Origin of the sequence: Chryseobacterium luquanense (assembly GCF_026460945.1) — a bacterium.
In the GTDB taxonomy this organism is placed as follows: Bacteria; Bacteroidota; Bacteroidia; order Flavobacteriales; family Weeksellaceae; genus Chryseobacterium; species Chryseobacterium luquanense.
This window is the reverse complement of the sequence record NZ_JAOVZV010000015.1, coordinates 292,614-314,625: the sequence shown is the minus strand read 5'-3', so window position 1 is coordinate 314,625 and position 22,012 is coordinate 292,614. Positions and strand designations below refer to the sequence as shown.

At 34.6% G+C, this 22,012-nt stretch carries 16 protein-coding genes; 5 read left to right on the top strand and 11 right to left on the bottom strand.

What is annotated here, in order from left to right; genetic code table 11:
- Positions 1-12: 12 nt before the first annotated feature.
- Positions 13-1,626, bottom strand: coding sequence for a hypothetical protein (locus tag OEA66_RS14115; protein ID WP_267281978.1), 1,614 nt, complete (start codon positions 1,624-1,626; stop codon positions 13-15).
- Positions 1,627-1,775: 149 nt separating this feature from the next.
- Between OEA66_RS14115 and OEA66_RS14110 the strand changes: the two genes are divergently transcribed.
- Positions 1,776-2,165 (top strand): helix-turn-helix domain-containing protein, encoded by a 390-nt coding sequence (locus OEA66_RS14110; RefSeq protein ID WP_267281977.1) that lies wholly within the window; start codon positions 1,776-1,778, stop codon positions 2,163-2,165.
- Positions 2,166-2,273: 108 nt separating this feature from the next.
- Here OEA66_RS14110 and OEA66_RS14105 read toward each other — a convergent pair whose 3' ends face one another.
- The 4 genes from OEA66_RS14105 to OEA66_RS14090 all read right to left on the bottom strand — a co-directional run bounded on the left by OEA66_RS14105 (position 2,274) and on the right by OEA66_RS14090 (position 9,377).
- Entirely contained in the window at positions 2,274-4,115 is a 1,842-nt protein-coding gene (locus OEA66_RS14105; RefSeq protein WP_267281976.1) for a M1 family metallopeptidase, read from the bottom strand.
- Between the two features lie 206 nt (positions 4,116-4,321).
- On the bottom strand, positions 4,322-4,786 hold the full coding sequence (locus OEA66_RS14100; protein WP_267281975.1) for a DinB family protein: 465 nt from the start codon (positions 4,784-4,786) through the stop codon (positions 4,322-4,324).
- Positions 4,787-5,019: 233 nt separating this feature from the next.
- A complete protein-coding gene (locus OEA66_RS14095) occupies positions 5,020-6,711 on the bottom strand; it encodes a DUF6909 family protein (RefSeq protein WP_267281974.1) in 1,692 nt (563 codons plus the stop codon).
- Positions 6,712-6,887: 176 nt separating this feature from the next.
- Positions 6,888-9,377: a toxin-antitoxin system YwqK family antitoxin gene (locus tag OEA66_RS14090; protein WP_267281973.1), complete on the bottom strand. Its 2,490-nt coding sequence runs from the start codon at positions 9,375-9,377 to the stop codon at positions 6,888-6,890.
- 318 nt (positions 9,378-9,695) lie between these two features.
- On the opposite strand from OEA66_RS14090, the gene OEA66_RS14085 reads away from it, so the two are divergent.
- Positions 9,696-11,891 carry a glutamine synthetase III family protein gene (locus OEA66_RS14085; protein WP_267281972.1) on the top strand — a complete coding sequence of 732 codons (2,196 nt, stop codon included), beginning with the start codon at positions 9,696-9,698 and terminating at the stop codon, positions 11,889-11,891.
- 486 nt (positions 11,892-12,377) lie between these two features.
- Positions 12,378-13,067, top strand: coding sequence for a C40 family peptidase (locus tag OEA66_RS14080; RefSeq protein WP_267281971.1), 690 nt, complete (start codon positions 12,378-12,380; stop codon positions 13,065-13,067).
- Positions 13,068-13,144: 77 nt separating this feature from the next.
- On the opposite strand, the gene OEA66_RS14075 is transcribed toward OEA66_RS14080, so the two are convergent.
- The 6 genes from OEA66_RS14075 to OEA66_RS14050 all read right to left on the bottom strand — a co-directional run bounded on the left by OEA66_RS14075 (position 13,145) and on the right by OEA66_RS14050 (position 19,559).
- A complete protein-coding gene (locus OEA66_RS14075; RefSeq protein ID WP_267281970.1) occupies positions 13,145-13,726 on the bottom strand; it encodes a pentapeptide repeat-containing protein in 582 nt (193 codons plus the stop codon).
- 157 nt (positions 13,727-13,883) lie between these two features.
- Positions 13,884-15,131, bottom strand: coding sequence for a rod shape-determining protein RodA (rodA, locus tag OEA66_RS14070; RefSeq protein WP_267281969.1), 1,248 nt, complete (start codon positions 15,129-15,131; stop codon positions 13,884-13,886).
- A complete protein-coding gene (locus tag OEA66_RS14065; protein ID WP_267281968.1) occupies positions 15,128-17,155 on the bottom strand; it encodes a peptidoglycan D,D-transpeptidase FtsI family protein in 2,028 nt (675 codons plus the stop codon). Before OEA66_RS14065 ends, rodA begins: the two co-directional genes overlap by 4 nt.
- Positions 17,152-17,658 carry a rod shape-determining protein MreD gene (locus OEA66_RS14060; RefSeq protein ID WP_267281967.1) on the bottom strand — a complete coding sequence of 169 codons (507 nt, stop codon included), beginning with the start codon at positions 17,656-17,658 and terminating at the stop codon, positions 17,152-17,154. The genes OEA66_RS14065 and OEA66_RS14060 overlap by 4 nt, the downstream gene beginning before the upstream one ends.
- Positions 17,651-18,505: a rod shape-determining protein MreC gene (gene mreC / locus OEA66_RS14055; RefSeq protein WP_267281966.1), complete on the bottom strand. Its 855-nt coding sequence runs from the start codon at positions 18,503-18,505 to the stop codon at positions 17,651-17,653. The genes OEA66_RS14060 and mreC overlap by 8 nt, the downstream gene beginning before the upstream one ends.
- 28 nt (positions 18,506-18,533) lie before the next feature.
- Positions 18,534-19,559 carry a rod shape-determining protein gene (locus tag OEA66_RS14050; RefSeq protein ID WP_219970004.1) on the bottom strand — a complete coding sequence of 342 codons (1,026 nt, stop codon included), beginning with the start codon at positions 19,557-19,559 and terminating at the stop codon, positions 18,534-18,536.
- A 237-nt stretch (positions 19,560-19,796) separates the two neighbouring features.
- On the opposite strand from OEA66_RS14050, the gene hemA reads away from it, so the two are divergent.
- Together hemA and hemC are read left to right on the top strand one after the other, a co-directional pair.
- Complete coding sequence (gene hemA, locus OEA66_RS14045) at positions 19,797-21,071, top strand: glutamyl-tRNA reductase (protein ID WP_267281965.1); 1,275 nt, start codon at positions 19,797-19,799, stop codon at positions 21,069-21,071.
- Complete coding sequence (gene hemC, locus OEA66_RS14040) at positions 21,058-21,966, top strand: hydroxymethylbilane synthase (protein ID WP_267281964.1); 909 nt, start codon at positions 21,058-21,060, stop codon at positions 21,964-21,966. The genes hemA and hemC overlap by 14 nt, the downstream gene beginning before the upstream one ends.
- Positions 21,967-22,012: the final 46 nt, after the last annotated feature.

Below are 22,012 nucleotides of genomic sequence, written 5' to 3'. Positions count from 1 at the left end.
ATATTAAATTAGTTATAGGCATGGTTCAGCCTTATATCCGGTAATTTTCTTGCCTCCTGATGCAGGAATGGTATACCTAAAAGACACTAAGCGAAGCGGTCTAAGAGTTCCGTTAGCATCCGTTTTTGCCAAACTTACTCCAGCATCATACTTTTGTAAAATCATCGCATATGCAGACTCTAAACCATCATTTTGGTCTACTCCTGAGTAATTTGGTAGCCTCCCTTCTGTATAATGTTCTAATATCTCAATAAAGTCTTTTCCCACTTGAGAATTTTTACTAAACACTCTTTTGCCGTCCACAGTTATTGTAGTACTTGAGAGAGGGTAAGCTGCCAAAAAAGCTTCTGCTTTTGCTTTGTCATTTACAACGAAAGCATATTTAGTACCATTATGTGCGAATACATATTCTGCCATAAAAGTAGGATAGTTTTTTGAGTTTTCAAGAGCATTATAAAAATCTTTAGGAGACGGTGGGGCTGCACCATGATCAGGATGACTATGTGCATTAGCTAAAAAATCTCCAACTGAAGGAATACTGATACTTATTGCTCCAGGGTCATTTGGGTCATTATTAGTGTAAGGATCTTGTGCGATTGTTGTCGTTCCAGTATTAATAATTGCCATTCCATACTCTGTGAAACTATTAGCAGCATGATTTTCTAATGAGGAGACTTCTGCAGAAATAGTTGGTTCATTTAAAAGAGTATTTGCATTACTTACAGGTAATTGTGCTTTTTCACAAGGATTTTCACCCAAATTTGGCAAATTCGGATCTGTAGGCATCCCAATAATACAGCCATTCGGGTCTACAATTCCCACTTGTGTAGGATCTGTAGGTGCTTGTACACATTGTACAGGGGTATTATTATCCGGACAATCTGGGCATTCACCTCCGCCTCCTCCGCCTCCATTAATAGGAGTTGGTGTAGGCATAATCGTAGCAGGTTCTTCTCCAAAGCAATCATACAGAACAATGCTTCCCCAATAAGCGGCCCCAAATTCACCAGCATAAGCACATGGTTCTCCCGGTTCATGAAGATTATCTTTACATTTTACAGGATAGGAATAGTAATGCGGAATACAAAGCTGTTTTTGGCTGAGTGAAGAAAGATTGACACCAGCCAATTCTGTTATCTGCTCTTTATTTTTATAATTTACATATTCTCTGTTGGCAATTTTGCCTTTATCTGCTTCTGTGAGATTCAAAACAATATGAAACACCCGGTAACTTCCATCCGGATTTGGAGTTAAAAGAAGATTTTCTATTGGAGCATTGATAGGAGTATTGTCACGAATAACGCTAAATGTATAGGTATGAAAATCGGGACCGTTTTCCATATAGATCACGTTATCAGTATCAATATTGATTCCGTTTCCTATATTTACGAGTTTTCCCTGAATATTCAACTTTTGTTTCTCTACTTCTTTTTCCGCTTTTTGCAGTTCGAGTAAAAGTTTGGCTTTGTGCTTCGCATCATTTAAAGAAATCCTCTTCGAGGTAAGCTGGAATTTAGCGCTGTTGTTAAAATTTTCCTGTTCGGGAAATTGGTCTGTTCTGCAGGAGTAAGCAGTAACGGCGACCACAAGAATCAGGCAGAGCCTGAGAAATAAATTTTTCTTCATAGATCATTTGTTTTTAAAGGGTTAAAAATATAAATATTTTGTAACTCCACAAATATGTGATAAATAATTCAAACTGCAATGCCCTATTTTTGATGCACGATTTTTTTAGAAAAAAAAATTATATTTGCTCTACTCAAAAAAGGTTATCCATGAATACAAGCATAGGCAAAAGAATAAGATCATACAGAGAAGAACGAGGTTTTTCTCAGGAAGAGCTTGCAGAAAAGCTCCACATCTCACGCTCTACTTATCAAAGAATAGAAAACGGAGAAACCAACTCATGGATTAATCATATTGAAAATATCTGCACTTCGCTTAATGTGGAATTGGATGATATTCTAAAACCGGAAGAAGGTTACACACAAATAAATAAGGAAAACACATCGAATGAAAACTCAAGTAATAATATGATTCAAAATCAAACCAATAACTACAATGGTTCTGATAAGCTTACAGAAAGTCTTTTAGATCAAATTACTTTCCTAAAAGAAGAAAACCAACGGCTGAGAAATGAAATAGAACAACTAAAGAATATATAAACAAAATGCCCGAAGAGTTTCTTCGGGCATTTTATTTATTATTACTTCTCGATACGATTTTTTTCAAAAATCTACTCGAAGTGACGGTGTTTCAACACCATTATTAAATTACTTCACTTCAACAAAATTATCTTCAGGATTTACATCAGCTAATCTTTGACTAGGATCTATTCCTAAAACGCTCAGTTGAGATTTGTTATAAGGTATGGTAAACGTATATTCTTTTTGCGTCCATGGCCAATATTTCAAAGTAGTAAATTCTCCGAAAGCATCTTTGGTTTTCCAGGCATGCGTCATATTTAACGGAATCTGATAATTCACTATTTTTTTATCTGAAGTAATTACAGAAAAGTCAATAGGCATAGGAACCTGACTATTATTAATTAAAGTTATCGTTGTTGACTGAGCACCATACTGCACATCTTTAATTCCATAATCGATGGTTTTTGTGGTGTTGATCCAATAATGATAGAACCATTTCAAATCCATGCCAGAAATTTTCTGTGCGATGTGTAAGAAATCTCTGTCGGTAGGATGTTTCATGCTCCATTCTTTGAAATACTCGGTCATAATTTTAGATAAATTTTCTTCTCCAACAATGTAACCTAACTGTACCAAGTATAATTCTCCTTTCACATAACTCGCATAAGAATATGCTGTCCCGTTATCATGATGATCGCCCAACCAAACTGCAGGCTCCTCAATTCCTTTTTTGATAAACTTTCTATAAGCATCTACTTTTTCAACGAAAGCATTCGGTCTGTTATCTTTTGGTGGAAACAACTGATACATCACGTAACTTTCAGCATAACTTGTAAAACCTTCATCCATCCACGGTCTTGTCGGTTCGTTGGTTGCCAACATTTGCTGATACCAAGAGTGCGAACCTTCGTGAGCCATCAATCCCATTAAATCTTCAATATTTTTTGCTTCACCCAAAATCATGGTACACATTCCGTATTCCATTCCGCCATCTCCACCTTGGATGAATGCGTAAGAAGGATAAGCATATTTCCCGAATTTAGAATTCATGATTTGGAAATATTTTGTTACATAAGGTTTTGCTTCGCCCCATGCTTTTGTTTTATCGTTTTTCTGATAGACGAAATATACTTTCGGACCTTGCGGAACCTCAAAACTTTCTACCGAATAATCTCGGTCTGCAGCCCAGGCAAAATCGAGCATGTTTTTAGCTTTCCATTTCCAGATTGCTTTATTTTGGTCGGTTTTAATCTGCGCTGAAGAATCATATCCTTTTACTTCTGTAGGATTTAAAAGTGTTCCTCCTGCTCCGACAATATAATCTTTATTGATTTTAATCGTTACATCAAAGTCTGCAAAAGGTGCATGAAATTCTCTTCCCACATAATCGAAAGTTGCCCATCCATCATAATCATATTCTGCGATTTTAGGAAACCATTGTGTCATTGTCATATCAATACCTTCACGGTTATCTCTTCCCGCTCTTCTGATTTGTTGCGGAATTACAGCATCCCATTCCATGGTAAAAGTTGTTTTTGAACGAGCTTTAACCGGCTTATCTAAATATACTTTCATCACGGTTTCCTGAATTTCAAACTTTAAATTCTTTCCGTTTTGCTTAATCCAATGAATGTTTTGCGCACCTTCTTCGTTTTTAGGAATTGCTGCCAATCTGGAAATTCCGTCTTTCTGTAATCTGGAATCACCGTTTTTTCCCTGACTTGCTACTCTTTGATCCATCATAGAATTGGGTTTAAATGCATTCCAGTATAAATGAAAGTACACAACATCGAGTTCGTCAGGCGAATTATTTTGGTATTTTAAAGTTTGAGTTCCCTGATAAGTAAATTCTTCTGCATTGACGTCGATATCCATTTTATATTGTGCAGCCTGCTGATAATAGGCTTTTTGCTGAGCCTGAAACTGCGAAATTACAAACACACAAAGGATGATTAACGATTTTTTCATTGATAAATTTTATTTGTCTAAAGGTAAGAAATTTTTAAAAAAGCCTCAAAAATGGAGTTTTGTTGAGGTTTAGATGAATTTTGATTGTTAAATTATTTCTTTGAAGATTTTCGCAGAATATTTAAATAAAAATTTTACTCATGAAAGCACAAATTAACACTGCCAATTTGTGTTATCTACATAAAAGAGATTAGCGTCATTAATGTTTAATTCATTATTTTTTTAATTAAAACAATTTGTCCCAAATGATAATAAGCATGTTCAATCATTCCGTCAATATTTCTTAAATACGTTCCATATTTTTCATCGACAAAGACTTCATCCAATTTAGAATCTGGCAACTGTTCTAATAAATTTGCGAACTTTTCAGAATCGTTCCATAATTTATTTAAGAGCGCTTCCCATTGCTGCTGAGATTCAATCGGTGGAAGATCAAAGCTGAACTGATCTCTGATTTCCAAATTTCCACCTTCGAAAACATTGAGAATTCCGGCAATATAATAATCGATGTGAAATGTGAGCATAGCAATGGTATTGAGATTGGCAATTTTCGTGTTTGCATGTTGCCATGTTACATCTGAAAGCTGATCTTTAAAATTGGTGTTGGCAATCCATTTTCCATCCAATAAAACTTCACGAAATCTTTTGGCTAACTGTGAGGGTGTACTCATTTCTTTTACATTTAAATATCTTAAAGATAATATTTTTTTGAGTTTCCCAAAGATTACACGGATTTTCACAGATTCTTTTTTAAATAACCAAAAAACGTCACGCCTCGAATTCACAAATGAAACTATATCATTTTCTAAGTAACCTTGACAAGGTTGGTAACAATTAAACCCTAAAAAAAATCCTTCAAAGTTTACAAACCTTGAAGGATTAAATGTATTCTGTATAATCAGATTTATTTTTTAGAAGAAATCTCTTTCTTTCCGCTTTGTAAAATCTTTTCCAGGATTCTTAAAGTAATCAGATACGTAGGTTTTACACCGGTCAGTCCTAATCCACCTGATGAAAGCGTAGCTCCAGTTTCCAAAGGATTATCTGAAGCGTAGTAAGCGTAACTTACAAATAAGTCCGGTGCGATATGATGTCTGATTTTAGATGCTACCTGAATCGCTTTCTGGTAATGTGCACCTTCCATTTCAAGTCCGATGGCCTTCCATGAAGTGTTCATAAAATAAGAAAGAATGTCTCTGTTCTGAAGTGACGTTCCCAAAACCGTAATCATCGGTCCTTCGAATGCCTGCAATTCATCATCTTTAAAATCTTCCAGCTTCAGAGCATTTTCAAACGGATAATTATCTGCCGTTCCTTCAAAAATATGGGAAGTAGGAATCATAATATCACCTTTTCCACCAGCGAGAATTCCCGCTTTCCCCATGATGGAAACAGATTTTACTTTCATCATGTATACTTCTCCTTTTTGCTCGAAAGGTCTCAGTAATTCATCCATCACCTCAAAAGCCTGTTCGCCAAATGCATAATCGAAAACCATGATCACATCGTCACCATCGTATTTCAAGTGACCGAACGGCGTGTTTTTAAGATTGGTTTTGCTTAAATCGATGATCTGAACATCGATATTACTTCCGCTTTTGTCATTGATGTAAACTAAACCTTCTTCCAAAGCGTATTTTGAAACTTTGTCACGAAGATCTTTTTTATCTGAAATTTCTCCGTAGAGTTTGTAATCAACATCTTTCGGATCTTTTTTCTTTAAAGCATCATTGCTGTACAACATATTTTTCACCGAATGCATATTCGCAGAAATAATGTGTAACGGACGCATGTGAAGGTCGTTTTCAAATAAAACTTCTTTCACTTTGTGAGCCCACTTTTCTCCGAAATAGTGGTGACCGACTCTTTCTTTTAAAATAGCACTGAAATAAATCTCACGCTCACGGCTTTGTTTGGCATCTTCCAGACTCACTTTTCCTAAATGGTAAATGATTTTGAATAATCTGTCCGGATTTTCATCGTCACCAAACGTATTGTAGGCATTTAAAGTTTCATCAAAAGTTCTTCCTATTAAAGAAGAAAGGTGAATCAATGCGACTTCTTTTTCTCTTCTGCTGAATTTTTTCTCGCCCTTTACCACTTCTTCAATGATTTTGAAAGCACGTGTCGGCTTCCAGTTTTCATCCTGAATAAATGCGAGATTACGGATTTTATCGGCTTCTATAAATAAGAATGTTAAGTGGGTAAGGATATCATAGATTTCTGAACGTCCCAAAAGAACTTCGATATTCATCTGATGTTCGTCGATACGGTAACAGTTTCTCCTTCTTTTCTTAGGAACGATCGGCTCAAAACTCCCTTTATCAAAGCCTTCGTCTGATGTAAGATGAATGAAAGCACATTCTTCTATTCCTTCCGGAAGTCTGTCTAAAACATACATCAAACCATCAAGCTCCAACTTGCTTGGAACGCTCATGGTACCGTAAATCTCGGGATTGATCGTCTTCAACAAACTTCTAATGCTTTCTCCGGAAACTCCGCTTGGCTTGAAAAAACCTCTATAAAACAGGTGTCTCATAGAAATGTATAGTCTTTCAATTGCCTCGGTGGTTTCTCTTGCTCTAGAATTTGTCATATATTAAATTTTTTATAAAAAGTCTGCTAAGTTACGGAAAATAATTTTAATGATTTAAAGAACTTTAAACCAAACAATTACATTTTAAACTAAATTTTTAAACGACTTAAAATTAATATTTACGTTTCTATTGAGAAAGAATTTTGGAATAAGTTTTATTCATATTGCTTCCGTAATTAATCATCTATATTCTTAATTACGGTCTCGATTTTTTCTACGGTAACTTTTTCTACTGTTTTCATCAGTTTTCTATTCATATAGAATTGTACAGTATACGTATTATTTTGTTTGGGAGTAATTAGAATTCCGTCTTTGGGTTTTCCTTCAGCATCCATCTGAATTCCCGTGATGATACGGTTTTCGTCGGTTTCTTCAATGAATTTGTCGCCTGAAATTTTCTCTGCCAACCTATTGAAATTATCCTGAAGACCTGAAGTTTCGTTCACCATTGCATAAACTTTGTAGAACAATTCCGTTCCTTCCATCGGCTCCATCGATTCATCCATTGGATTTACGGTACTTGAGACAATTTTTCCGTCTTTCTCGCAATAAACAATAATGCTTTCTTTATACTTTGAATCCAGATAATCTTTTTTGGTACCGTCAACTACTTTTCCACCGATAGAAAGCTGTTTGTTAAACGTGTTTTTGGATGGGTCAATTTTAATTTCAGCCTTTCTGTTTGCCTGCATATCGCTGATTTCAATCGTATTATTTTTCAGTTCAAAATGAAGTCTGTTGAAATAATGCACTGCAAACAAATCCCAGTCGAAACTTTGTAAAACTCCACTCTTCCAATATCTTGAGATAAATTGTTTTTCATCTAGCTTATATTCTATGCCATCGTATATTTTTCCGTCTTTATACGTAGATTTAATATCATAAGACTGATGTCTGAAATTATCCATATTTTTCAGATAATCGTTTGAATATTGAAATTTCAAAATTCCGTTTTCAAAATAATTGACTTGCTTAAATTCTCTGTTATATTCAGTTTCAAAGTATCCGGAATAAGGTTTTCCATTTTTAAAAACACCTTCATAAAGTTCCTGGGGGTTTTCTGAAATATCAAAAGAAAAATCTTTAACCTTTACGAGAATTCCATTTTCATACAGTTTTTGCTTCCGAATGTTATCCTTATTATAAGTATCTTCAAAATACGTCTCTTCTGTAATTTTTCCGTTTTTGAAAACCGAAGTTTTCTCACTTTCAACCAGGTTTCCGTTGTACGGTTCGCCATTTTTATACTCTAAAGTTCCCACTATTTTACTGTCATTATAGAAAGTAGTCATTCCGTTCAGTTTATTATCTTTGATCGTATACGTTTTAATTAAATTCTCCAATCTGTAGCCGAAAACTTTTTGTAAGCCGGTTTTTTTGAAGTTTTCAACATTGATCAACTCATAATTATCAGAACTATCTTCATTACCTTCAATAAAAGTTCCGTTAAAAGGTTTTCCGTTTTTGTAAATTCCTTTTGCAACTATTTGCTTTTCTTCATCTAAAGCAATTGCCTCACCTTCTTTTACACCATCTGTATAATTTTGGCTGACGTACATACCGCCTACCCTTTCGTCAAAATTTCCATTAAAAGATTTCCCTTCTTTATAAACCCGCTTACTTTTCACCGTTTTATTTTCATTAAAAACAGTTTCCTCACCATCTTTTAAGCCATTTTTATAATTGGTTTCGAAAGAAACATTTCCATCTGGAAAATAAACGATCTCTTTCCCTGACTTTTCACCTTTACTAAAATCTGAAACAGACTTAATACCGGTCGCAAAGTTATTTTGAAGATAATATTGATATTCAGCGCCGTTTTCAATGTCATTTCCATATTGTTTGAACTGAGTTTCATTTAAAGACTGAACCAATTTCCCGGTTTTATAGTAATTTTTTCTAGCAGTAGGTTTAAAATCATACGCGCCGATTTCATAAACCGTTTCCTGAGCCAATTGCTTTGAGTTGACCCAAAATATTTTTTCTGAAACGGTTTTTCTGTTTTTCTTGCTTTTCAAAAGATTTTCACCTTCATAGACTGCCATTTCTACCGTTTGAGGTTCAACAGTTGTTGTCTGAACATCTACTGGAGGCGGAGGCGAAACCATTACCCCTTCAGCCGTCTCCAGAATTTTACCGTCTGTACCTTCTTCACTAGTTGAATTATAATCGTAGTCATCACTTTGTCTTACTCTTTCAAAACTTCCGCTTTCAGGTTTGCCTTTTGCATAAATCCCTTTCATTAAAACCATTCCATCGGTTGCGTAAATTATGGCTTCACCATCTTTTACTCCGTTTTTATACTGAACTTTTTTCCGGATTTTGCCATTGCTGTGATAATATAATAAGGTAAGGTTCTTTGTATCATTGCGATATTGTTTAAAATTTTCATCATTTCCACTTTCGTCGTACCAAATAATATCACCAACGTATGCATTTTCATTAGCCTTCAAAGTGTAGCCTTCAAACTGCTGAGTTCCGTTGATATAAAAATCGTGAAGCAAAGCCAACTCGCCGATTTGTTTCAAAGGCATGAGTCGATAATAAGAAGCATTTGCCTTTGTAGTAACTTCCCAATCTTTATCATAATATATCGGATCTGATTTTTGAGAAAATAGCATTTGCAAGAACAGGCAGGAAATAATGAATGTGATTTTTTTTATCATCGGGTTTTGATTTATTCAAAAATAAGGATTCTTGAGCATCATAAGTTTGTTTTTTAAAATGAATTCAGGAAATCATTACTCTCAAAATGATTTAAACTTAATTTTAAATCCTATTTTAACAGAAAAAATGTTTATCTGCACCCATATTAATCTTATTTAAACGGAAAATTAATTCCATTTTAAAAACACCCCATATTAGAACAGGGGTCAATTGAAATTAAAACCAAAACAAATAATTAAATAGTCTAAAAAAATTAGGGGTATTTTATTTTCAATTCATTTTTTTTGTAAATTTGCGCCATAAAAATTCAACACTATATGTCAACTTTAAGATTTAAAGCTTTAGAAACTTTACCATTCAAGGACTTTAGAAAAGATAATTCAGTAGAAATTCCTGCTAAATTATCAGAATTATTTTGTGAAAATGTATTCTCTGAAAACACAATGAGAGAATACTTAACAAAAGAAGCATTCCAATCTATTATGGATGCTATTAAAAAAGGAAGTAAAATCCAGAGACTAATTGCAGATCAGGTAGCTGTTGCTATGAAAGACTGGGCAATGAGCAAAGGGGTTACCCATTACACGCACTGGTTTCAGCCATTGACTGGAAGCACTGCAGAAAAGCACGATTCATTCTTCACTCCTATAGAAGGTGGTAGAGCAATCGAAAGATTCAGCGGAAACTTATTGATTCAGCAAGAGCCTGATGCATCTTCTTTCCCGAATGGTGGAATCAGAAACACGTTTGAAGCAAGAGGTTATACGGCTTGGGATCCTACATCTCCGGCATTTATTATGGGAACTACTTTGTGTATTCCTTCTATCTTTATTTCTTACACAGGAGAAACTTTAGATTACAAAGCACCTTTATTGAGAGCTTTGCACGCTGTAGACGAAGCTGCAACGAATGTTATGCAGTATTTCGACAAAAATGTAACGAAAGTAACTCCTACTTTAGGTTGGGAGCAAGAATATTTCCTGGTTGATTCAGCATTGTATCAGTCTCGTCCAGATTTAGTTTTAACAGGTAAAACTTTATTAGGACATTCTCCTGCAAAAGGACAGCAATTGGATGACCATTATTTCGGTTCAATTCCTACAAGAGTTATGAACTTCATGAAAGAGCTGGAAGTTGAATGTATGAAATTGGGAATTCCGGTTACTACAAGACACAACGAAGTAGCTCCAAACCAATTTGAGTTAGCTCCGATGTTTGAAGAAGTAAACGTTGCTGTTGACCACAACTCTCTGTTGATGGACGTTATGGCAAGAATTGCTCACAGACACCATTTCCATATTTTATTCCACGAAAAACCTTTCGCAGGTGTAAACGGAAGTGGGAAACACAACAACTGGTCTTTGGCAACTGATACTGGCGAAAACCTTTTAAGCCCGGGAAAAAACCCAAAGAAAAACTTACAGTTCTTAACATTTTTCGTGAATACAATTAAGGCAGTTCACGAATATGCAGATCTTTTAAGAGCAAGTATTGCTTCTGCAAGCAACGATCACAGATTGGGTGCAAACGAAGCTCCACCGGCAATTATTTCAGTATTTATTGGAAGTCAGTTGTTCAGAGTTTTGGAAGAGCTTGAAAAAGTAACGGAAGGGAAACTTTCACCAGACGAAAAAACTGACTTAAAATTAAATGTAGTTGGAAAAATTCCTGAAATTTTGTTGGATAATACTGACAGAAACAGAACATCTCCATTTGCATTTACCGGAAATAAATTCGAGATCAGAGCGGTAGGTTCTTCTGCAAACTGTGCAGAATCTATGACCGTAATGAACACGATTGCGGCAAAACAATTAAGCGATTTCAAAGTAGAAGTGGACGCTTTAATTGAAACAGGTCTTAAAAAAGACGAAGCAATCTTTAATGTATTAAGAGAATACATCAAGCAGTGTAAAAACATTATGTTTGAAGGTGACGGATATTCTGATGATTGGGCTTTAGAAGCTGAAAAAAGAGGCTTAAACAACTGGAAAACTACTCCTGAAGCTTTAAAGCAGGAAATGAACCAGAAATTCCTTGATCTATATGAGGAAATCGGAATCTTCAATCATAGAGAAGTTGAGGCGAGAAACGAAATTAAATTAGAAAAATATTCAACAGTTATTGATATCGAAGCAAGAGTATTGAGTGACATCGCAAGAAACCACATTATTCCTTCGGCTTTAAATTATCAGAACAGACTGATTGAAAACGTAAGAGGTCTTAAAGAAATTTTTGATGATAAAGAATTCAAAACTCTTGCTAAAGAGCAGATGAGCTTAATTACTCAGATTTCAGGAAACATTTCTAAAATTAAATTAGGTGTTGAAGATCTTATGAAAGCGAGAGAAGCTGCAAAAGCAACGTCTGAAAGCCAAAAGCAGGCAGAACTATACTGCACAAGCGTTATTCCGTTATTTGATCCGATCAGAGAAGCATCTGACGATCTTGAAATGATGGTTGATGACGAGCTTTGGCCAATGACGAAATATAGAGAAATGTTATTTACAAGATAACATCTGTAAAGTTCCATATTAGTGAAGGTTCCCCGTTAATGCGGGGAATTTTTTTTGCTTAAAATTAATTTTATTATTGAGACATGAGATATAAATAAATTCAAGAGCGTTAAGAAGCTTCGAACATATATTATCTTAACAGATATATTACTCGGAAATAATAGGGATAAAAGCATTATTTAGCTTTTAATCTCCATTTTATTTAACAGTATTTGAGATTATTATAATTATTTAAAAAAATAAAATTTCTATTAATAGTAAGCATCTATAATAATTATGTTAAAAAATCTTAATGAAAAAAATTAGATGTCATAGAAAATAGGCCCCTCAACGCAGTTATTTCTTTAACATATTAAAAAAGGATGTTAAAATGTGTTAAAACAAGAACATGACAATAATCATATTGATGCCGTCTTGGCAGATATCTCTACTTTTGTAAGGCTTTAGAGAAAAATATACCTTTTTAACACGGACAATAGAAAATTTATGAAGAAAAGAGTTTTGTTTTATTTAGTTGCTTTCGTTTCTACAATATCACTTCAATCATGCGTAACAAATTACGTCGTTTCAAAACCGGCAACTTACAATAAAGAGTACAAAACAGATGCCAAACTTACTGCTTTAGACACTCAGTTAGAGAAAGATAAGAAGACATTAATCAATTCTTTTATCTCTGAAAAAGCAGTTGCGCTATCTAACGCCAAGAATTCTATAAAAAATTCTGAAATCGCAAAAGCGATCAAGCATAACAAGACAATCGACAATATTTTAGCAGAAGCTTCTACTTATATCGGAACTCCTTACAGATATGGAGGAACTACAAGAAACGGAATCGATTGTTCAGCATTTGTATTATCAGTTTTCGGTGCAGCAGCAGGACTTACGTTGCCAAGAGTTGCAGCTTCTCAATCTCAAGAAGGAGAAGCAATCGATAAAGAAAATCTTCAGAAAGGTGACCTAATTTTCTTTTCTCACGGTAGAAGAATTTCTCACGTAGGAATTGTAGAAGATGTAACAGAAGAAGGTGAAGTGAAATTTATTCATGCGGCAACATCAAAGGGTGTTATGATTTCTTCACTGAATGATTCTTATTGGGGACCTAAATTCAGATTCGCAAAAAGAGTAATCAACGAAAACGGAGATAACTACAATAATTTAGCAACTACTAATTTTTAGTCTTAAATAATTGATTTATATATAAAGCCATCAGATTTGATGGCTTTAATTTTGTTTATAATCTATAAGCTAATAAATTAGCTATTCTTATCGATTTCTATATCAAGTTGACGTAAGAGCCCATGAATTTCAGAAAGTGAAAATTTGGTCTTCTTAAGTTTATTTGAGGAAGGATTGATTGTATAATTGAAAGAAGTTCTTAAATCTGCTTTTTCTAAATTGGTTCTGTCGAAAATTGCTCCGCTTAAATCACAGTTTGAAATGACAGAATTGGAAATATCAGACTCAGAAAAATCAACTTCAATTAGTTTCGAATTTTTGAAAACTGTTTTTCTAATAGTTGACTTATAAAAAACAGAATTATTTAAAGCACAACCATCAAATTTAAAAGACATTCCGAACTCATTGCAATCATTGAATTGCATTCCAAACATTTTACATTCTTTAAATATAACATCTCTGAAAGCCGTTCCAGCAAGTTTTGTCATGCTTAAATTACATTCGAAGAACTCAGAGTCGGTAAATTTAATTTCGGAGAGATTTACATATTCAAAATTACAATTTCGGAAAGTACAATTTTCGTATTCGCCAACTTCTAAAGATTGTTGAGTGAAATCTATATTTTCAAAATTTTCGTCAATGAAGTAAGCTTCTCTCATAAATATATATTTGATTTTGTAAATTTCTATTTGGATATACTCAGATCCAAACTAAATCTAAGAAGAATTTCTTGCGGATTTTACAGATTGAGCGGATTTTAAATATTAACTCTGAAGAATACGTTCAGACTTTATCATCCGGCTTCCTCTTCCAGTTCTAAACCAAACTGTTTTTATCTGCGTAATTAAGTTTAAAGAAAATAAAAGTCATGATTGAAAAGGCAAGTAATGAACTTCCACCATAACTGAAATACGGCAACGGGATACCCACCGTTGGAAAAAGCCCCATAACCATGCCTAAATTGATGGAAAAGTGCATTAAAAGGATTGAGGCAAAACTATACCCAAAAACCCTGTTAAATACGGATTTCTGCTTTTCTGCGAGATAATAGATTCGACCGATGTAAATCATATAAGATAAGACCAGAACGGCACTTCCTACAAAGCCCCATTCTTCACCAACGGTACAGAAAATATAATCGGTTTCCTGCTCCGGAACGAACTTTCCTTGGGTAACAGAACCTTCACGGAATCCTTTTCCAAACATTCCGCCGGAACCGATCGCTGTTTTTGAATATAATAAGTTATAACCCGAAGTATCGCGAAACTCTCTTTCTCCTTTATATAAAACCTCAACACGCTCCTGTTGGTGCTTTGGAAGTTTTTCAAAAATAACAGGTGAGATGAATGATAACGCAGCCAACAAAAGTACGATTCCTGCTCCTGGTAAAAGAGTGTAAATATTCTTGCGAAGAAAAGCAGCATTAAACGCAAACCAAATCCCTCCTATTACTAAGATAAATAATGTAAAATACCATAAACTCCATTGCAAAGGATCATTAAGATAATTGGCAATAAGGAAAACGGCTCCAAAAAGACCTCCAATCAAAAATAGTTTTCCTGATAATCCCTCTCGATATAAAGCGATAAAAAACGCCGTAAACACAAGCAATGAACCGACATCCGGAATTGCTAAAACTACAGCGGCAGGAATTGCTATAATTCCAAAAACTGTAATTAATGATTTCCTATTTTTAAGATTAAATTCTGATCCCGAGACATAATTTGCCAACATCAGCGAAACCCCAATTTTAGAAAACTCTACCGGCTGCATCGTAATGCCTCCGAACTTATACCAGTTTTTTTGCCCTAAAATTTCGGTTCCAAAAGGAAAAAGCCCCAACAGAAGCAAGATTCCACCAATATAAATGATACTTGACATGTTTTCGAAAAACTTGCTTCTGCTGACAAAAATAATTAGACCAACAAAAAGAGAAATTCCGAAAAAAATCAATTGTTTTTCACCTAAATCTTTATTAACACTGTAAATATTCGCTATTGCGAATGTACACAACAGAAAATACAGACCAAGCCCCAATTTATCTATTCCTTCTGTCCACTTCATGGTTTCTTAGGTTTTTTGGTTTCTGTATTGATTTGTTTTTGCAGCGCTTCTTTCTTTTTCTTAATTAAATTAAGACTATCTTGAATTCTTTTAAGTTTAAGCGAATCCGGTTTTGGTTCCTTATAAAGTCCTTTCCTTTTTAAATCGACAATCCACTGTCGTTTATATTCAGGCATAAAACTCGACGTAATCATTTTTTTATAAAGATGTTCACGTTTTAAATCTCCGGTAATGTATTTTTCAGCAATAACCGTACAAGCCGGACCTGCCCAAGTTGCACCAAATCCCGCATGTTCCATTACAGCAACCACCACAATTTTGGGGTTTTCAGCAGGAGCAATTAGTACAAAAATAGAATTATCTTTTCCCTGCGGAACCTGCGCGGTTCCCGTTTTTGCTAATTGTGTAAAATCTTTAGACATTAAACCTCTCGCCGTTCCTCTTAAAACTACGGCTTCCATTCCTTTTAAGACAGGCTCAAAATGTTTAGGATCAACTAACGTTTTATGTTTTACTTTAAATCTAGGATCGGGATTAGGTTTTCCATCAATCGCTTTTACAATATGAGGAGTATAATACCAACCCCTATTTGCAATGGCTCCAACATAATTTGCCAACTGAAGTGGAGTTACCATCACGTCACCTTGTCCCATTCCGTTATAGATGGCTCCGGTTGACATTTCGTCCCAATTTTTATAATTTTGTTTTGTAGAACCGTTGGCTTTTATAATTTCTTTAAATCTTCTCTCGTAAAAATCTCCTGAAGGAATTCTACCTTTTGCACCAACAGCAAAATCATTATTTAAAAATTCACCAACACCAAAACTGCTCATGATTTTTTTCCATTCATCAACACCTTTTGAAGGATTTCCCGGATATTTTTTGATGATAGCAATAAATGCATACGTAAAGAAACAGTTACTCGAAACCTGAATCGAAGGAATTAATGGATCTGCTCCACCGTGGCCTTTAATTCTTTTACCTTTATAAAAGAAACCACCTCCACAAGGGAAAATTGTTTTTTCATCCATCACTCCCATTTGCATTGCCGCTAAAGCCGTCAGCAATTTGAAAGTTGAGCCTGGAGGATAACCAGCCTGTAAAGAGCGGTCGAAGGTTGGTTTATTTTCGTAAATTGTATCTTTTGATAATGCGTAAAGATTTTTAGATTTATGAGGTCCGGTAAAAAGATTTGGGTCAATATCGGGTCCTGTTGCTGCAACCAAAACCTCGCCATTATTCGGGTCTAAAGCGACAACTGCACCATGTTTATTCACCAGCATCTCTTCAGCCATTCTCTGCAAGTCGTAATCAATCGTCAAAGTAATATCTTTTCCGGTAATTACATCTTTATCAAGAGAACCGTTTTTATAAGGGCCAACATTTCTAAGTTTAATATCTTTTTGAATGTATTTTACTCCTTTTACTCCACGAAGTTCTTTCTCGTAAGCTTTCTCAATCCCTGTTTTTCCGATAAGATCACCCGGAAGATAATACACAGAATCTTTTTTAATTTCTCTGTCGTTTACTTCACTCGTATAACCTAAAAGATTTCCGGAAGTGGAAACTTCATACTGTCTTTGTGGACGCTGAACAATATTAAAGGCAGGATATTTAAATATAATTTCCTGAACTCTCGCAATGTCTTCTCTGCTTAAATCTTTCAGAAAAGTCATTGGAGTTAGTTTAGAATAATATTTTTCAGTCTTAATTGTATTAATTTTTTTAATGAAATCTCTTTTCTCAATTTTCATTAAATTACAGAAAGCCAACGTGTCAAAATCAGGTTTCATTAACGCCTGAGTAAAAGAAACTTCATAAGCAGGCTGGTTTCCTACCATAATTTTTCCGTTTCTGTCGAAAATAACTCCACGTTGTGGAATTACATATTCGGTTTTGATGGAAGTATTCGCCGCATTCAATGCATAACGGTCTGTAAACAACTGTAAATAAGAAAGCCTTGCTACAAAAATAAGAGCAATAACGATGAGAACGGTTAAGATTTTTATATGGCGTGCGTTCAAACTTTCTGTTTGATTTTAAAGATTAATGCGTAAACGATGATAAATATAAAGGAAATTCCACTAGTTACCAACACATTAAATAAGATTTCAAAAATTCTGCTGATTTTGAAAAACTCAATATATTGCACCAAAAGCTGATGCAAAAAGATACTTGAAAAAAGAAACAGTAAAAACTGCGTCCACTGCAAAGACTGAAATGAAAAGAAATCTGTAGAAGTATCTGTAGACGTACGGAAAATCAACGTGCGGAAATAAGCAATTGCAGTAGTTGCCAAAGCATTGATTCCCCATGTACCAAGAAAACCGTCAACGGAAAGACCAATTAAAAAACTTAAAGCTAAAAATTGAAATTTATTTCTGAAAAAAGGATAAAACATCACAAAAACCGGATATAAAACCGGTGTAAATTTACCAAACAGCGTAATCCTGTTCAATACAAAAACCTGTAATGCAACCAGAAAAGCCATGATCAAAAAATCTGTAAATAGGGTTCTGCTAATCATTTTCCTTTTTTATTACAGCTTGCAATGTATCCTGAATTTTTTGAACCTCAGCTTTTTTAAGATTTTTAACAACGAAAACTTTATTTAAAGCCCCCATTTTTTCACTCAATTCAACTGAAATATCCCAAAATCCTGTTTTATTATCAACGGTGTAACCCGCAATTTTACCAATCATTACACCTTTAGGAAAAATCGCTGATTTCCCATCGGTTTCTATCGTGTCGCCAATTTTCAGGGAAACATACTTTGGAACGTCTGCCAAATGCATTATACGAGAATTATCGCCTTTCCACGTTAAAGTTCCGAAATATCCTGAGTTTTTTAGAGCAGCATTAATTCTGATTTTATTAACACTTAAAACCGATTGTACTAAAGCGTAACTGTCGGTAGAATTAATAACAATTCCAGCAATTCCTTTTGGGGCCATTACACCCATTTGAGGATAAACCCCATCTCTTGTTCCGCGGTTGATAGTGAAATAATTGTTTCGTCTGTTGATACTGTTGAAAACAATTTCACCATCTACGAAAGTATAGATTTGCCCGCCTCCCAATGTATCGTGTACTTTTCTGAATTGAGGATTTGCTGCACCTTGTTTTCCATAAAGTTCCACCATTAAAGATTTGTTTTGAGCAACAAGATCTTCATTGACTTGCTTTAATTTTAGATAAGAAACACCTTCATCAATACCTCCTGAAACCCAAGAATTGAAAGCCGCAGTTTGACCCGCAAGCCAAGATTGCTGCATGGCATTTTTGGAGAATATCAAAATGAGAGCAATGATTTGCAAGAAGATAAAGAAAACAAGAAGCGAATTCTTTGAAAATAATCTCAGCAAAAATCCCATTCAGATATAAAGTCGTAAAAAGTTAAAATTATTTAATTAAGAAATTGAATTTATCCATATTCTTAAGTGCGATACCTGTACCGCGAACAACAGCTCTCAACGGATCTTCAGCTACAAAAACCGGAAGACCAGTTTTCTTGTGAAGCCTATCTGCCAAACCTCTCAACAAAGCACCTCCACCCGCAAGATAAATACCCGTTTTGTAAATATCTGCTGACAATTCTGGTGGAGTAAGAGAAAGTGTCTCCATTACAGCATCTTCAATTCTGATAATTGATTTATCCAAAGCACGAGCGATTTCTTTGTAACCAACCATAATTTCTTTTGGCTTACCTGTAATCAAGTCTCTACCTTGTACCGGAATATCGTCAATATCTACATCTAAATCTTCCACTGCAGAACCCACTTCAATTTTCACTCTTTCAGCAGTTCTTTCTCCAATATATAAATTATGGTGCGTTCTTAAAAAATAAGCAATATCGTTTGTAAATACATCCCCTGCAATTTTCACAGATTTGTCACAAACAATACCTCCCAAAGCAACAACAGCAATTTCGGTAGTACCACCACCTATGTCGATAATCATGTTACCTTCAGGTTTCTGAACATCAATACCAACTCCTATTGCAGCTGCCATTGGCTCATAAATCAATCGTACATCTTTAGCGTTTACTTTCTGAGCAGAATCTCTTACCGCTCTTTTTTCAACTTCGGTAATTCCAGAAGGAATACAGATAACGATTCTTAAAGCAGGCTGAATAAATCTTCCTTTGATACCTGGAATTTTCTTGATAAACTCCTTAATCATGTGCTCAGAAGCATGAAAATCTGCAATTACACCATCTTTTAACGGACGAATTGTTTTAATATCCTCATGAGTTTTACCCTGCATATGTTTTGCCTGTTCACCTACTGCGATTGGCTTACCTGTAGAACGCTCAATCGCAACAATTGAGGGCTGGTCTATAACAATTTTGTTGTTATGAATGATAAGCGTGTTAGCAGTTCCAAGGTCTATCGCAATGTCTTGCGTAAACATATCGAATATACTCATAATTTTGTCCTGATTTAAGTTTACAAAGATATAAATTTCATACTAGTTAAAAATAATAACTTTCATCTAATTTGGTTAAATTTTTATTAAAATTTATAAAGTACACAACCCTAACTGTTTTTATTTTTACCCATTCTAAATCTAGTTTAAAATTCATTTTCATAGCTTTTTACGATAATTATCATACATACAATTGCAAATCCTTTGAGTAAAAATTTTGTAAATTTGCGACTGCTTATGATACAGTATTCCAATATACATCAGACATCAAATTTTGCCGTCTTATCGATTAGTTACGAGAAGGCAGATGTAGAAACGAGAGGTAAATTTGCGTTTTTTGATGAAAATATTAAAAACTTTGTCACCCGAATTCATGATGAAAATTTAGGGGACGCTTTCGTGGTTTCCACTTGCAACAGAACGGAGATTTATACCACGACTTCAAATTACCTTTTTGTAGCCGAAGAATATTGTAAAACAATTGGTGTGCAGCTTACTGATTTTTTAAAGTTCGCCAATATTGCAACCAAAGAAGAAGCTTTAAATCATTTATTCAGAGTTGCAGCGGGATTGGAAAGTCAGATTATTGGCGATTTTGAAATTATCGGACAAATTAAAAAAGCTTACGCCCGTTTTAAAAAAGAAAGACAAAATTCAAATCCTTATTTGGAGAGGTCGATTAATTCTGCCATTCAAATTTCCAAAAGGATAAAAAATGAGACTGGGATTTCAAATGGAGCAGCTTCCGTTTCTTATGCGGCGGTTCATTATATTTTAAATAATCAGAAAAGACTTACTGAAAAGAACATTCTTCTTCTAGGTGTTGGAGAAATCGGACAAAACACGGTTGAAAATTTGGTAAAACACGTTTATCAGCCAAAAATAAAAATTGCCAACCGAACTCAGGAAAAAGCAGCAAAGATTTCAGAGAAATATAATATCCCGAATATTGACTATGCTGATTTTGATAAAGAATTAGATAACACAGATATTCTTATCGTTGCCACAGGAGCCAAAACTCCAATCATCAACAAATCTCATTTAAAAAACGGAAAAGAAATTTTGATTATTGACCTTTCAATTCCTCATAATGTTGATAAAAATGTTTCTGAAATTGAGAACGTGACATTAATTGATGTTGATGAGCTTTCAAAACAGATTCAGGCAACAATTCAGCAGAGAGAAAAGGAAATTCCGAAAGCTGAAGTCATCATTAAAGAAATGACCAAAGATTTTCTTGAATGGGAGAAAAAAAGGAAATTAGCGCCCAATATTCATCATTTTAAAGCTGTTCTGAAAAATATGGAACGTAATGAAATGCACAATTTTTACCGAAAAAATAAGTACATCAATATCAACGACATGGAGCTTTCTGAGAAAATGATTCAGAAAATCACCAACCGTTTTGCAAAATATATCATAGACAATCCTTTGAAAGCCGAAGAAATTAGTAAATTAATGCACGAAATTTTAGTTGAACAACCCAATAACGAATTCAATGAAAAGCATTAGAATAGGAACAAGAAATTCTGCACTCGCACTGTGGCAGGCAAGAGAAGTCGCAAGACAGTTACAAAACCTTAATTACCTGACTGAAATTGTCCCAATCATTTCTTCTGGCGACAAAAATCTTAATCAACCTTTGTATTCATTAGGAATTACGGGTGTCTTCACAAGAGATTTAGACATTGCATTGCTGAATGACGAAATTGATATTGCTGTACATTCACTCAAAGATGTTCCTACAAAACTTCCTGAAAATGTAGAAATTGTTGCTTATTTGGAAAGAGATCATCCGCAAGATGTTTTGATTAAAAGAAAATCTGCAATTGATAAAGAATTCCACGAATTGAAGCTGGCAACAAGCAGTTTAAGAAGACGGGCTTTTTGGTTAAAACATTATCCGGAAACTGAATTTTTCGACATCAGAGGAAACATTCAAACCAGACTTCAGAAATTAGAAGAACAAGATTTTGATGCCACAATTTTGTCTCTAGCCGGAATTAAAAGAATGAAAATGGATATTGACTACGAATTTATTCCGTTTATGATTCCAGCGCCGTCGCAGGGCGTGGTTGCCGTTGCAGGACATTCTGATAAAAAAGAAATTAACGATATTCTGAAACAGATTTCTCACAAGGAAACTCAAATTTGTGTTGAAATGGAAAGAAATTTTTTAAGCACACTTGAAGGAGGTTGCACAGCACCAATTGGAGCTTATGCTGAAAAATTTGATAATCAAATCAGATTTAAAGCTGCCCTTTGTTCATTAGATGGGAAAAACTACATCGCCACCGACGAGAATTTTGAATATAATGAAGAAGAAGATTTTGGTGAAAAATTTGCGAATATTGTTTTGGAAAATGGAGGAAAGGAATTAATGAGAGAAATTAAAAGTCTGCTGTAAAGGTTGAGGCTAAGATTAGTCCTTACGAGAAATCTTAACATTTCTT

What these genes read in the sequence shown, in the direction of transcription:
- OEA66_RS14090 (WP_267281973.1), bottom strand. Translation starts at nt 9,377, where the DNA reads ATGATAAAAAAAATCACATTCATTATTTCCTGCCTGTTCTTGCAAATG.
- OEA66_RS14100 (WP_267281975.1), bottom strand. Translation starts at nt 4,786, where the DNA reads ATGAGTACACCCTCACAGTTAGCCAAAAGATTTCGTGAAGTTTTATTG.
- OEA66_RS14085 (WP_267281972.1), top strand. Translation starts at nt 9,696, where the DNA reads ATGTCAACTTTAAGATTTAAAGCTTTAGAAACTTTACCATTCAAGGAC.
- OEA66_RS14080 (WP_267281971.1), top strand. Translation starts at nt 12,378, where the DNA reads ATGAAGAAAAGAGTTTTGTTTTATTTAGTTGCTTTCGTTTCTACAATA.
- OEA66_RS14075 (WP_267281970.1), bottom strand. Translation starts at nt 13,726, where the DNA reads ATGAGAGAAGCTTACTTCATTGACGAAAATTTTGAAAATATAGATTTC.
- OEA66_RS14110 (WP_267281977.1), top strand. Translation starts at nt 1,776, where the DNA reads ATGAATACAAGCATAGGCAAAAGAATAAGATCATACAGAGAAGAACGA.
- hemA (WP_267281965.1), top strand. Translation starts at nt 19,797, where the DNA reads ATGATACAGTATTCCAATATACATCAGACATCAAATTTTGCCGTCTTA.
- OEA66_RS14115 (WP_267281978.1), bottom strand. Translation starts at nt 1,626, where the DNA reads ATGAAGAAAAATTTATTTCTCAGGCTCTGCCTGATTCTTGTGGTCGCC.
- OEA66_RS14060 (WP_267281967.1), bottom strand. Translation starts at nt 17,658, where the DNA reads ATGATTAGCAGAACCCTATTTACAGATTTTTTGATCATGGCTTTTCTG.
- mreC (WP_267281966.1), bottom strand. Translation starts at nt 18,505, where the DNA reads ATGGGATTTTTGCTGAGATTATTTTCAAAGAATTCGCTTCTTGTTTTC.
- rodA (WP_267281969.1), bottom strand. Translation starts at nt 15,131, where the DNA reads ATGAAGTGGACAGAAGGAATAGATAAATTGGGGCTTGGTCTGTATTTT.
- OEA66_RS14105 (WP_267281976.1), bottom strand. Translation starts at nt 4,115, where the DNA reads ATGAAAAAATCGTTAATCATCCTTTGTGTGTTTGTAATTTCGCAGTTT.
- OEA66_RS14050 (WP_219970004.1), bottom strand. Translation starts at nt 19,559, where the DNA reads ATGAGTATATTCGATATGTTTACGCAAGACATTGCGATAGACCTTGGA.
- OEA66_RS14095 (WP_267281974.1), bottom strand. Translation starts at nt 6,711, where the DNA reads ATGACAAATTCTAGAGCAAGAGAAACCACCGAGGCAATTGAAAGACTA.
- hemC (WP_267281964.1), top strand. Translation starts at nt 21,058, where the DNA reads ATGAAAAGCATTAGAATAGGAACAAGAAATTCTGCACTCGCACTGTGG.